The sequence below is a fragment of the Spongorhabdus nitratireducens genome, assembly GCA_947387575.1.
GTDB lineage: Bacteria > Pseudomonadota > Gammaproteobacteria > Pseudomonadales > Endozoicomonadaceae > CANDOC01.
Window position 1 is genome coordinate 346,315 of sequence record CANDOC010000004.1, and the last position, 13,441, is coordinate 359,755.

General features: G+C 50.3%; 10 protein-coding genes. 2 read left to right on the forward strand and 8 right to left on the reverse strand.

Annotated features, from left to right (window positions below; translation table 11 throughout):
• Positions 1-8: 8 nt before the first annotated feature.
• The 6 genes from ACYZZ0_RS10040 to ACYZZ0_RS10065 all read right to left on the reverse strand — a co-directional run bounded on the left by ACYZZ0_RS10040 (position 9) and on the right by ACYZZ0_RS10065 (position 8,816).
• Positions 9-1,634: an acyl-CoA carboxylase subunit beta gene (locus tag ACYZZ0_RS10040; protein ID WP_461536482.1), complete on the reverse strand. Its 1,626-nt coding sequence runs from the start codon at positions 1,632-1,634 to the stop codon at positions 9-11.
• 10 nt (positions 1,635-1,644) lie between these two features.
• Positions 1,645-2,523, reverse strand: coding sequence for an SDR family oxidoreductase (locus ACYZZ0_RS10045; protein ID WP_461536483.1), 879 nt, complete (start codon positions 2,521-2,523; stop codon positions 1,645-1,647).
• A 24-nt stretch (positions 2,524-2,547) separates the two neighbouring features.
• Positions 2,548-4,365, reverse strand: coding sequence for an acyclic terpene utilization AtuA family protein (locus ACYZZ0_RS10050; RefSeq protein ID WP_461536484.1), 1,818 nt, complete (start codon positions 4,363-4,365; stop codon positions 2,548-2,550).
• 189 nt (positions 4,366-4,554) lie between these two features.
• On the reverse strand, positions 4,555-6,270 hold the full coding sequence (locus ACYZZ0_RS10055; protein WP_461536485.1) for a hypothetical protein: 1,716 nt from the start codon (positions 6,268-6,270) through the stop codon (positions 4,555-4,557).
• Between the two features lie 80 nt (positions 6,271-6,350).
• Positions 6,351-7,976: a PhoPQ-activated protein PqaA family protein gene (locus ACYZZ0_RS10060; RefSeq protein ID WP_461536486.1), complete on the reverse strand. Its 1,626-nt coding sequence runs from the start codon at positions 7,974-7,976 to the stop codon at positions 6,351-6,353.
• Between the two features lie 138 nt (positions 7,977-8,114).
• Positions 8,115-8,816, reverse strand: coding sequence for an NUDIX hydrolase (locus tag ACYZZ0_RS10065; protein WP_461536487.1), 702 nt, complete (start codon positions 8,814-8,816; stop codon positions 8,115-8,117).
• A gap of 313 nt (positions 8,817-9,129) precedes the next feature.
• Between ACYZZ0_RS10065 and pncB the strand changes: the two genes are divergently transcribed.
• Complete coding sequence (gene pncB / locus ACYZZ0_RS10070) at positions 9,130-10,965, forward strand: nicotinate phosphoribosyltransferase (RefSeq protein ID WP_461536488.1); 1,836 nt, start codon at positions 9,130-9,132, stop codon at positions 10,963-10,965.
• A gap of 153 nt (positions 10,966-11,118) precedes the next feature.
• A complete protein-coding gene (locus ACYZZ0_RS10075; protein WP_461536489.1) occupies positions 11,119-11,856 on the forward strand; it encodes a sterol desaturase family protein in 738 nt (245 codons plus the stop codon).
• Here ACYZZ0_RS10075 and ACYZZ0_RS10080 read toward each other — a convergent pair.
• Both ACYZZ0_RS10080 and ACYZZ0_RS10085 read right to left on the reverse strand, forming a co-directional pair.
• Positions 11,853-12,482 (reverse strand): DUF4329 domain-containing protein, encoded by a 630-nt coding sequence (locus ACYZZ0_RS10080; protein WP_461536490.1) that lies wholly within the window; start codon positions 12,480-12,482, stop codon positions 11,853-11,855. The genes ACYZZ0_RS10075 and ACYZZ0_RS10080 overlap by 4 nt on opposite strands.
• A 92-nt stretch (positions 12,483-12,574) precedes the next feature.
• Entirely contained in the window at positions 12,575-13,402 is an 828-nt protein-coding gene (locus ACYZZ0_RS10085) for a lipopolysaccharide kinase InaA family protein (protein ID WP_461536491.1), read from the reverse strand.
• Positions 13,403-13,441 lie beyond the last annotated feature (39 nt).

Here is a 13,441-nt window from a genome sequence, read left to right on the forward strand (position 1 = left end):
TATTTAGTTCAGAACCGGCTGACGCCATAGCTGCTGGTATTTGTCTGCCTCAACTCAGATGCTTTGCAGATATCAAGTACATAAGCCAGTACCCGGCGGGTGTCGCGTGGATCAATCAGACCGTCATCCCATAAACGTGCAGTACAGGCCAGAGCTGTTGATTGAGCCGCCATCTGTGCCGCTGTTTTCTGCTCAATACCGTCGAGTAACTGACTGTTGTTTGCGTCATTAGTGTCTTGGCCACTTCGTGCCAGCTTATCTTCGGTAACGATACGCAGTACTTTACCAGCCTGTGCAGCCCCCATTACGGCAGTGGTGCTGTTGGGCCAGGCGAAGATAAAGCGCGGATCAAAACCCCGGCCACACATGGCATAGTTGCCGGCACCGTAAGAGCCTCCCACGATAATGCTGATGCGCGGTACTTTGGCATTGGAGACGGCCTGAATCAGTTTGGAACCATGTTTGATAATGCCGTTGCGCTCGACTTCGGTTCCCACCATAAAACCGGTGGTATTGTGGATAAACAGAAGGGGAATGCCGGCCTGATCACAAAGCTGGATAAACTGTGCGGCCTTGCTGGCACCCGCCGGTGTAATCGGACCGTTGTTACCGATAATGCCGCAGGTCTGGCCTTCTATTTTGATATGGCCACAGACAGTCTGGTTATCAAACTCGGGTTTAAAGTCGAGGAAGTCAGAACTGTCGGCAATACGCGCCAGAATTTCCCGAACATCGTAGGGGGTTTTGGGGTCAGCGGGAACAATGCCTGCCAGTTCATCAGGACTGTAAAGCGGTTCTTCAAATGCCTGCTGTCGGGATGGCATTCCGGCATCCCATGAGACCATGGCCATCACATCCCGGGCAATTCGAATCGCATCCCGGTCATCTTCAGCAAGATATTCACCGGTACCGGCTTGCTGGGAATGCATTTCTGCGCCGCCAAGCTCTTCATGAGTTGCTACTTCACCGGTTGCAGCTTTCAATAGTGGTGGGCCTGCCAGATACATTGTTGCCTGCTGCCGCACCATAATCACATAATCAGACATACCCGGCTGATAGGCTCCGCCTGCAGTTGCACTGCCATGGACGACTGTAATCTGGGGAATACCGGCAGCCGAGAGTTTGGCCTGATTAAAAAAGGCACGGCCGCCAGGCGCAAAGGTTTCTGCTGCATAGTTAAGATCTGCCCCACCACTCTGAGACAGCGAGATTAACGGCAGTTTATTTTCAAGAGAGATCTTCTGCAGTCTCAGTCGCTTTTCCAGGGCAATAGGCGTGATTGTGCCGCCTTTCACTGCGTAGTTATCGACTGCGACCAGACAGCGAACGCCGGATACATAACCAATACCGGCGATGCAGGCTGCCCCTGCACCGGTACCATCCTTGTCGCCATACATCTTGTATCCGGCCAGTGAAGACAGCTCCAGAAACGGACGGCCCGGGTCTACTAATAGATTGAGTCGTTCCCGTGGTAGCAGTATGCCTTTTTTCTCATAACGGGCTTTTTTCTGGTGGGCAGTGTCTTCGACCAGTGTTTCGATATCCCGAAAAGCCCGCACATGAACATCCATGGCTTCACAGTTAGCGTGAAAACCGGCTGAGCTTGTATTTATATTTGTTTCCAGCCTTGGCATAGCCTGATCCTCAACTCTCTTCGTTTTCTTTCAGTACGTCAGGCAATTCAGCCAGATGGAAACCATTGTAGGTTTCTACATTGCGGGCTTTGGTAGGGCTGGGCCAGGCAGCACTGCCTAACGGTGCGCCACCGTCGATACGGATGGTTTCACCGTTGATAAATGCAGCACCTTCGCTCAGCAGGAAAGAGATAACCGAGCTGACTTCTGATTCGGTTGCCATTCGCTTCAGGGGAACATTGTTTTTCAGGGTCGGGATAATCTTTTTCATGGCACCTTCGTAGGTGTCCATGCCACTGGATGCAACCCAGCCGGGGGCAACAGCATTGACTCTGACACCACTTGGGCCCCATTCAAAAGCAGCTGTCTTGGTTAGGTTGACCATACCGGCACGGGCTGCTCCCGAATGGGCCATACCCGGCATGCCATTCCAGTTGTCAGCGGTGATATTGACGATCGCACCACCATGTTGCTTCATACTCTGGTTGTACACTTCCCGTGACATCAGAAAGCCGCCGGTCAGATTGGTTGCCACTACCGCTTCAAAGCCTTTGGCGCTGATACTTTCCATCGGTGCAGGAAACTGACCTCCGGCATTGTTTACCAGCCCGTGAATAACACCGAATTTTTCAACAATAGAAGCAATCGCTGCCTGTACACCCTCTTCATGACGTATATCCACAGACCATGAAACAACCTTGCCGCCTTCTTCCTCAATTTCGGCGGTTACCCGGTCAAGCTTTTCCTGACTGCGGCCGATCAGAATGACCTGGGCTCCCAGTGATGCCAGTTCATGTGCAGTACAGCGCCCAATACCACTGCCTCCACCCGTCACAATAATGTTCTTGCCGACAAAAATTTCTGGATGAAGGACGGATTTATACGACATGCTTAATACCTTGTTATTGTTGTTTTAATCGCAAAGTTTTGCAGCGAGTGCTGCGGGCACCGGAACCGGAAAATCAAGCAACTGCTGGGCAAAAGCCTTGCCCTGCGGATCAATCCGCAGGCTGGCGATTCCCCCGCCCCCCAGACTGTTTTCCAGCAGGAAGTTAAATGCCTGAATACCTGGCATAGCCCAGCGGGCAACCTTGCCACTGACCGGATCCAGAACATGTTGCATCCAGTCGGCAACGGCTTGCTCTGATAGTGCAGCTGCAATATAGGGCACATAGTCAGGATGACGGGCAATAACACCAATATTGGCGTGGTTACCCTTATCCCCGGAGCGGGCTACAGCAAGCTTGATCAATGGGACGGTAGCATCAGTCTCTTCAGACACTGACGGAGTCTGTTCCTGAACAGGCGAAGGTGGTGTGCTTGAATAACCCTGCTCGGGCAGAACAACGTCAGTGATACTTCCCTCAATATCAACTTTCAGGTCGAGCCTGCTCTTCTCGACCAGGCATGACCATAACCTGATAACAGGGACAACCGAGGGGCGGCCACCCACAAAGCCTGTCATCCCTGGAGCCATGGCGGTTGCTGCCTGGGCGATTTCCCGTGAGAAGATAGCCAGGGCTTCTTTCCGGCGGTGAGCAACAGCAATTTTTACGATCACTTCACGGCAGGAGGATATGCAACTATTTGTGCCATAGGTGCTTTCAGTGCCCAGTATCTCAATGCATTCACCTGAGTAATCACCAAGCTCCAATTCCTCAAATCGCCGCCTTGTTTTGTCAAGAATTGCACGAGCAACGATTTCTGCTTTTTTATTAGCATCGATACCGGCCAGCAGAAACGATGTAGTGGATTTGAAACCATCACGATAGGTGGCAGATACCTTGTATTTATCAGTAGGAGCGTAACCTGTTGCGCCGGTTACCCTAACCCGGTTTGATCCTGTTTCTTCGAGAGATACTTGAGTGAAATCACAAATCACATCCGGGAGTAGATAAGCGCCTGGATCACCAATCTCGTATACCAGTTGTTCCGCGACAGACTCACGACATACGATGCCGCCAGTATTGTCTGGCTTACTGACTTCAAACCGGCCATCCGCTTCACAGGTGATCACAGGAAAGCCCATATTGCTGTAACCGTCAGCAACTTTTTCCCAGTCGGTAAAGTTGCCGCCGGTGCACTGAGCGCCACATTCAACAATATGACCTGCAAGGCTGGCCTGAGCCAGCTTGTTGTAGTCGGTCATCGACCAGCCAAATTCATGAACCAGAGGCGCGGTTACAACAGCGCTGTCGACAATTCGTCCGGTAATAACAATATCTGCTCCGGCTTCAAGTGCCTGAATAATCGGTGAAGCACCAAGATAGGCATTCATGGTTACCAGGCCTTTCGGCATTGCTTCTTCGCTGAACATTTCTGTCGTGCCGGCTGCTGCCAGATCACTGGCCTGCGGCATCACATTATCACCGGTGACCAGTGCAACTCTCAAACTCAGGCCGGCCTGTTTGATCACAGCTTCGAGTGCATCACGGCAGGATTCGGGGTTCACACCGCCAGCGTTGCTGATAACACGAATCTTTTTATCAGCGATATCCTGCAGCAGTGGGCCTATAACCTGAAGGAAGTCTGTTGCATAACCCAGCTCCGTTTTTTTCATTCGGGCTGCAGCCATGATGGAGAGAGTAACTTCGGCCAGGTAGTCAAACACCAGATAATCGATATCTGCTTGTTTCACCAGCTGTGCTGCCGCAGTTTCGGTATCACCCCAGAAGGCGCTGGCGCAACCAATGCGGACGGTTTCCGGTTTGTTTTTATTGTTTTTTTCCACCGTATTCCCTCGATTAAACGGGCAGAGTGGCATGTCGTAAGCGCAGCAGTTGCCATGATAAAAGCAAGTATTGGCAAAAGTTGTGCACGACGTTGTTATTATTTGTTGAACGGACTATACCAAGCAAGCGCTTGGTTTTGAAGAGTCAGGAATGCTTAGTGCATTCCTGACAATATTTGTGATGGGAAATTACAGGGAAAGAGGTTGCAGGTTCAGATGATCATGAATTCTGCCAAAATCATAAGCATGATCTGCTCCGGCAGGCACACCGATTCTGCCGAATTCAGAACAGGCTGGAACGAATCTTTTTTGGACAAATGCAGATTGTGCTGCCTCTTGATCCAGTTCCTCACCATGAACCATCGTTACCTTGTGAATGCTGACAACAGCGTCGACAGGTTGATTTCCTCTGGTTAAAGCAGCAATTTTGATGTTTGGGGAATCTTTTTGTGCGTCAAACCTGGTGCAGGCAACTATAAAGATGCCATTTCGATAAGGAATCTGCAGCCTGTTTTCCGAAGCGCGACTGACTTTATCGGCAGCCCGGATTTTGCCACTCATAAAGAATTTAAAGTGAAAACCCTCTTCATATGCAGGAGGTAGTTTGTACAGCAGAAGGGGGGAATGCCCTGTCGTGATCGGATGGGAATCCATCATAGCTTTTGTTGTAGGGATATTGGGTAGCAGCCCAATACAGTTCTGGCTTGCTTCCAGTGGAGCATAGGCCAGCTCATGATGGTGAAGCTGCATGGTCAGATAGGCCTGGTCATCGTGAACAGTCGTCAGCATGCTGTGACAGGAGTTTGCCATTAACTTTGTTTGCTCATTTGGGCGTGGCCACATACTGGTAAGGTTGGAATAGGCATGCTTTTTCCAGCGCGGTGTTGAAGATGAAGGATCAGGTTCCGTAGAATACTGACACATAATGATACCTCTGCCGTTACAACCGGCAGGTTCATTACTGGTGAGATAATCTACACCGGTAGCATACTCTCCGTTTCGACTGTCCAGAGTGACGACCAACAAAAACTCTGACTCCGTCTTCTCCCAAGAAATACCCGTAGCATAGTCAGGGAAGATTCTTGTCTGCAGGTCATCAATGTTTTTGCCCGCAGCTTCTTTTAGTCCTCCACGGGAGCGTGCATCTGTGTTTAGTACTGACGCTACAGTCCAGGGGTTGTCTACCGGAGTAACCGGGACATAGCAAACATTGTTATCTCTGTCCGGGAATGGACGTATGTCCATTCTGGGTGCATCTGTTTCGGCACCGGTGATGACAATTCTGAACACATGGTTGTCAGCAAGCGCAAATACTGCAGGTTGGTGGCCCTCTTTTTCATCACGGAATGGGCGGGAGAAATGTATCGGCATACCGAGATTTCTCAGTTTGAATGCTTCCAGCTCGGGGTTGAGCTCTTTAGAACTTGCTCCCTCGGTTTGATCTGTCTTCGTGGGGAATACTTCGTCGAGCTGTTGAATCAGGGCAGCATTCTGAAGGAGTGGCTTCATTCCGTAATCAGCAAGATTCCTGGTTTCGACCAGGCTTGCTGCCACCGATGCTACTACTCCGGCCTGTCCGGCATTTTCACGGTAAAGGTGGATCTGACCATCGATTGTGCCGACAACGTGAAGACCTTCCGAGACCTGAACGTGCCGGGTAATAAATCCACAGTTATTAACACCTGTGTGTGGCACTGTTGGTGATTTTGGAATCCCGTCAAGAACAATATCTTTGTGGTTGAGGGGGGTATCAATATCGATTATTGATCGTACAAACAGTGTTGATGTTGTTGCTTCCGTACTGGCGGATCTGGATGTAACCAGATTCAGGCCGGGACCAGCCATGGAGACCGGCACAGTAATGCTGGCAGTGATTGCCAGCAGCGCTGTGAGTTTACGAATCATTTAATCTACCTCCAGGAGTTATAGATCATGCCCAAAGGTAGACAAACAGAGGTAGTTTACAGTTCCGGCTGTAAGTTGCGTTATCTGACGGGAGGATAAGATTCCGGTCGCACCAAAACCGGGGTGGTCAGTAGGAGAGGAGGTAAGCTTTTGTCCTCAAAAGAAAATTCCGTGAAAAATGCACTCCAGCCTTTGTCTGGAAATGAAATATCGAACGTATATTTACAGGAAATGCCCTGACAGGTGGCATCGATATGCCGGGCTATATACCGAACAGGAGCTTCAGAGCCCCGGTTTATTCGAAAATCTCGAATGTCCGGACTTTCTGCCTGCCAGAAAAGTATATGATTCGGTCTTTGGGTTGTGGTCACCACAAGCTTTCCGTCTACCAGCTGCCATTTCAATTCGGGTAGCGGTGTTCCGGTGGCAATGTAGGCAGCAAAAGCAGTCAGGCTATCGGTTACTGTTGCAGCATTCTCCCGCACGATGTAATGAGGGTTATTGGGCAGAACCTGGGTATACGTTGGACCTTTTAGCTCTTTCAGGAAAAACTGCCAACTGTCCGGCAGGAAAAAGTCATCGCTGGAAGCACTGAGGACCAACTTGGGCTGGGTAATACGATTTTTATAAGTAAATGGGTCAACCAGATGGAGTAGCAGCTCAAGATTTTGCCTTTCTATCTTTTGTTGTGGTGATAGCTGGCGTCCGGGCTCCAGTAGCTGCAACATGCTGCGGTAGCTGGCCACAGCGGGTGCCCAATGTCCGGCGTAGGCCATAAACTGATGCTGCATGCTGGGCACTGTATTCAGCACATCAATGACGCCTGGCATGATGGCCACAACCCGTGGATCAAAGGCTGCGGTTAACCAGGTTATCCAGCCCCGCTTGGAGAGACCGCTGACAATAAACTTGTCGGCTGATGGCAGGTTGTGTCGGGCTAATAATGTTTGGGTAACATCCATCGCTTTCACTGCGGCTTTAAGCATCGGCAGTTGCAGTGGAACACTTGTATAAGTGTCAGGATTGGATATAAACCGCCTCCAGCTCCAGGCAATCAGGTCATCTTCCTTGTAGAAACCATGAGCGCCTCCGGGGGTGACCTTGCCTTCTTTTGTTGCTTGGGAGTTATCCTGGCTGAAACTGAAATACTGATTGGGTATGTCCTGTAAATGGACAACAATCAGCCCGGTTCTTGCAGCTATGGACTGAAAGTTAAGAGCATCTGATCCCGGTTGAGCCGGTGTACCGGCAATAGGATGCAGGGTTCCACCGTCGATATAGAAAATGATATGTCCTGAGTGTGATACTGCAGTCTGTGACTCGGGAATATAGAGTGTCAGGCGGTGTTGCCAGAGAGGAAAGTCGACCCCGGCGGCTTCACCCTCCAGCCAGCGCTGGGAAGTGAATTTGTATCCCAGCCGGCGGATGCGAAGTAACTTGCCATCCAGTTCAATTGTCTCACTGGTTTCGACATCAGGCTGCTGTGGCAGGGTAAAGCCATTGTCCTGTCGCTGCAGAAACGCTTGAATAATCTGCTCGGGATGTTGCTCGATCTGTTCGTGTGTGGCGCTGGTTGGCTGTACCACTTTATTACCCGGGTTATCCATGTCGGCTGCGGTCGTTGGTGAATTCTGTCCTGTAGCGGCTGTCTGCAGGGAGAATAACATCAGGCAAAGAACAAAAATGTATCGAGCACCGAAGGTCATGCACTTCATCTCTTTTCATAATTTTGCCTGAAGTAAAGACCTTAATCGGCATATTTCCCAGCCGGGTTAGTATAAGCATGCAGCTGGGGTGCGTTATTAGTGAACGATTGTTGATAGCGAACTATTGTTGTTGGCGAGCTATGACGCAGTGGTGTGATAGAGCCGGTTAAACAATCGGGGTTCATGCTCCGGGTTGATCCGGTAAAGTGCTGCCGGCCGGTTACTGCCATAGCGCATGGTTCCTGTAGGCTGCAGCAGGTTATCACTGAGGAAGCGGTTACGGATCGAACGCATGGGCGGAGCTTTTCCCAGCAGGGCTTCAAATACCTTGCGAATATCGGAGAGGGAGAATGTTTCAGGCAGCAGATAAAGCGGCAGGGTGCTGTACTGAACCTTTTTGGATAACCGCTCCATTGCTTGCTTTACCAGTGCGCCATGGTCAAAAGCCAGGGTCGAAGTCTCTCCCATAGCACTGACATCATGCCATTCCGCATCGGTACCGAGCTTCAGCTCGGCAGAAGGTGGAATCAGGGCATAGTAAACCACGGTCAGTGACCAGCCACGGGTATCCCGGAAATCATTGCCAATCGTAACCACCTGTTCGAGATATGTCGGAGGCGTATCCAGCAGGGTCAGTAAATGGCGCTCTGCCGTATTATCCAGACAGCTGTCCAGCTCCGGTTCAATACGTCCGGCAGGCAGAGCCGGCAGGTCGGTATCGGGCCGGCTATGGGTTAATACCTGTAACTTGTTATCACGCAGTACAAAAGCGGCAATATCTACGGATATTAATGCTGTTGAAAGAAGCATACCGGTTTTGGCATCTGCAGACAGCGTCATTCTTTGGGGCCTTTTCTGAATCTCATTTCACTTTATTATGGGTATTCTTGACAGGATAGTAAATCAGGTTCACTATGTTAGTGAATCTAGTTTCATAACCGATATTATCAGACTGCCATCAACTGCCCGACAATCTTTCATGATCTGGCTCTCCAGAGCATAGCTAGAGCATAAAAAATCGGATGGTTAAAGAAGTGATGGCACTGAGTCCCAGAACTGTGGCCTGAACAGCCATAAGCAGGATGTACCGTCACCCCCGGGCCGAGAGGCCGACGGTATGCCAAAGGTAATAAAGCAAAGCAGTATCCTATTTATGACAGTCCATCTTGGAAACCGGGAGCGTATCGCTGCCTTTGATGTTGATGCCCAGAAAGGTTTTACTCCGCTTTGTCCGGACGAACTGCCGGTGCCTGACGGTCACACCATCGTGGCTGAACTGAATGCCCAAGCTGAACTGGCGCGCTGGCGGGTTGGCAGTAAAGATGCCCATCCGGAAGTTGCCGTCTGGCGTGCAACGGAAGAAGCCCCACAACTGACACCGCTTGAAGGCGAGCATGTCGATGTTCGCTGGAACATGCATTGTGTTCCCGGCACGGCTGGCTTTGAACTGCTGGATGGACTGCCAGCCGCTATTGGCTATGACTATTTTGTCTGGAAGGGGGTTGAGCCGGATGTTCATCCTTACGGCGCCTGCTTCCATGATCCTGCTGAAACCCGTACAACAGGTGTCATTGAATTTCTGCGCAGCAACCGGGTGGAAACAGTGCTGGTGGGCGGTCTGGCATTGGAATACTGCGTTAAAACCACAGCCTTACAACTGTTGAATGCCGGTTTCCGGGTCATTGTTAACCTGGGGGCTACCCGTGGTCTGGCTGAAGACTCCACCGCTGCGGCTTTAAGTGAGATGAAACAGGCCGGCGTTGAATTTATTGAGTCGGCTTTTCCGCTGCAGAAGAAACAAATCCGGTTTGCAGAAAACAAACCGATGATTCCGTCGCTGCTGGATACTGACTTCTACAAGTTCTCGATGCAGCAGGCGATGTTCCACCGCTATCGTGATGTTCATGTCAAAGCAGAGTTCCGCTGTCGTACGCCTCATGATCTGCGTATTATTCAAAATGAATTGCAGGCCCAGATCGAAATGCTGGGTGAGCTGCGTTTCAGTAGCGGTGAAATTGATTATCTGCGTTCACTGGGCCATTTCCGGGAAGACTATCTGAGCTATCTGGCGGATTTCAGGCTGGATCCGCGAGCAGTCGTTATTGATGAAGAAGCCGGGCGTATGACCTTGGTCGTTGAAGGCCTCTGGTCAGATGTCACTCATTTTGAAATATATCTGCTGGCACTGATCAGTGAGCTTTACTCCCGCTATGATGAACATCATCAGCTGGCTGAAGGACGGGCACGCTTGCAGGATAAAGTAGAGTGGCTGCAACGACAGCTGGCTACGCCGGGTATGGAAGGATTCCAGTTTGCAGACTTTGGTACTCGTCGTCGGGCGGGTCTGGACTGGCACCGTGAGGTGATGGAAACCCTGCAGCAGTGTTCTGAAACCGCACTGGTGGGTACCAGTAATGTGATGTTTGCGCGGGAAATGGGGCTGAAGCCAGTAGGTACCATGGCCCATGAATGGGTACAGGGACACCAGGCACTGACTCATGATCTGCGCAGCAGCCAGCGTGTAGCGTTGAATGTGTGGCTGGAAGAATATGGCGGTGATCTGGGCATTGCCCTGACTGATACCATTGGTCTGGATGCGTTTCTGCAGGATTTCGATATCAATCTGGCCAACCGTTACAGCGGTGTACGTCACGACTCCGGTGATCCGATTTTCTGGGGCCAGCGCGTGCTGGAGCATTATCGCAAACTTGATATTGATCCTCGGGAAAAATCACTGGTATTCAGTGATGGCCTGAACTTTGACAAGGCTGCAGAACTTTATCGCTGCTTCCATCAGGATACACGCCTGATGTTTGGTATTGGCACCTGGATAACCAATGACTTTGGACTGCGTCCGCCTAATATTGTCATCAAGATTGTGGAAGTTAATGGTCAGCCGGTAGCAAAGCTTTCTGATGCGCCGGGTAAAACCTTATGTCGTAGTGAGAGCTATGTGGCTCACTTGAAAGAAGTATTCAAAGTAGCCTGATTCAGGTGCCTTGACTCAAAAACCAAAAGGGCGGGATATCTTTTTATATCCCGCCCTTTTGGTTTTCATACGACTTTAAGCCCCGAATATAATTCACTATGATGACTTGATTCCGAACAATAATCATAAGAATAAAACGGAAAGTCTCAGATCATGGCAAAACAGCTACAGCAATTGCAGGTAATGGAGTCCTTTCGTACTCGCTACCGAAGCAGTATCAGTTCTGGATATAACGGCTGGGTGCATATGTTGACAGTGGCTGTGACCGGCCTGGCTGTGATTTTGGCAGCAGCACTGATGCTGCAAAATGTTACCCTGCAGGAATGGCTGGTGCTGCCATTAATGCTGCTGGTCAGTAATTTTTGCGAGTATGCCTCTCATCGCTGGCTGGGTCATAAAAAGGTTGGATTCGCTAAACTTTTTTACAGTCGGCATACCGGTGACCATCACAGTTTCTTTCTGGAAAACGCCATGCCCTGGCAGTCAGTAAGGGACTGGCGGGTGGTGTTGTTTCCTGCCTATCTTATTTTTGCTTTTCTGCTGTTTATTGTGCTGCCCTGGGGCGCTTTGCTGTATTTCATGGTGTCGCCTAATGCCGCTTTTCTGCTGGCGATAGGGACGATCAGTGGTTATCTGTTCTATGAGGTGATGCACTTCAGTTATCACCTGCCGGATGGTAGTTTTGTAGAAAGGGTGCCGGTGTGGAAGCAGTTACGGCAGTTGCATAATCTGCATCACCGACGGGATGTTATGGCTAAGGTAAACTTCAATATTACCTTACCGGTGTTTGATATGTTACTGGGTACGCTTTATTGGGAGAAAAGGCCTGAGCAAAAGAATGCAGACAGGAACTCTACTAATAAAAACAGGATTGCTTCGGAAGACTGTTAATTCTGTTCGTCTGAGTCTGAGCGAACTCTGATTTTCAGGCTTTGCCCTTTATTGTTGGCAACCTGCTCACCAGTAGCCATACCGGTTCTGCGTCCAAGCCCCAGTTGTTTGGCTTTGTAGGCGTTAAGTGTGGTCATTCCCGGACGAAAGATCTTCAGTTGGCCGTCTGGAGTAGCCAGATAAAAGGGCTTACCGGTCTCCTGTACCAGTTGTGTGTCCTGCTCGGAGAAATAGCTGCGTAAATAGCCACGCGTTGCTCCGGCTGCGCCATGGGTATGCCAGAAAGCGGTTAGTTCATGGTTTTCCGGCATATTGAAGCAGATTCTGATCCGGTCCCGGTGAGCATTGCCGGCTGCAACATTAAACCGAAACCAGGTTCTGCCAAAGACTTCAGTCGTAAAGACAGCCCCCATATACTCTTTATCCTGCTTTACCGAGAGCGGATTATATTGATTAACCGCGGCCAAAACGGCTTCCTGCTCGGAACGATAGTAATCCTCGTCATTCAGTACTGCAGGTGAGCAGTTCGGAGTCTCCTGACCAATAGCCAGCGGCAAAAAGCATAACAGGCACAATACCGTAATTGCGGAAATGTAATGCCCAGCAGAAAATCGCGATAGCCCCATAATCCCCTCCGGGATGCAGAGCTATTTTTTTCGGCAGGAAATGTCGGGACTTGATGGAAGGCGTGGGATTCAGAAAGAAGAGAAGAACAGGCTTATGTCTGATCTTCTTTAAACACGTGAGGCTTATGGGTCTGGATGTAGTCCATAACCTGCAACAGACGGCTGCGCAGAGCTTCGTGGCGGAAAAATTTCGGGCCGGCATTGAGGTAGTGATCCAGAAACTCTTCTGCCTGCTGGCGACTGAAGCCGAAGAAGTGACGGAACAGGCACTCAAGGTCCTTGAAACGGCGCATCTCGGGAATCAGTTGATAACGGGCCTTTTCAAGGTCGATAAAGCGGATATCCGGGCCGGGTTTGAATTCGCCGGACAGAACCAGTGGATCCTTCTTGCTCAGGTAGCGCACAAATACATGAGTGGAATAGAGGCACATATGGCATTGCCCCTGATCATGCATATGCCGTACTGTTTCGGCCAGTTTCAACAAGGTAATCGCGATCTCGGCTTCACTGGCGGTTTGTTTCCAGTCGTGCAGGCTCTGGTAGCCATCAAGTGCCCGGCTGATAAGAATCGCCTGATGCTTGTCGCCGACTTTGCGCTCGTTGTAGTAAACCACATCCAGAGTCGGGATATCACGCTGATGAAAGCGCTGGATACTTTCCATTTCCCGGCGATAGGTGGGAACACCCTTGATCGGATGTAGCAGCGTCGGAGTATTGTGATTCTCCTGCCGCTTGATAAAAAAAGGTGCCTCAGTGCTGCCTTCAATTTCAAGCCGGCTGACGCCACTCCAGCCCTTGCGCCGGTAATTGGGCGGTTCGAACCATTCAGTGGTGCAGTTCCACAACGATTCGAAATCGTTAAAACCAGCCTGCTCAAACAGCGGCCGGTATTCAGGCATCAGAAAATTGCGGTCGGTCATTTACCCGCCAACATTAAAAAAAGCGTATTAAACCATAAA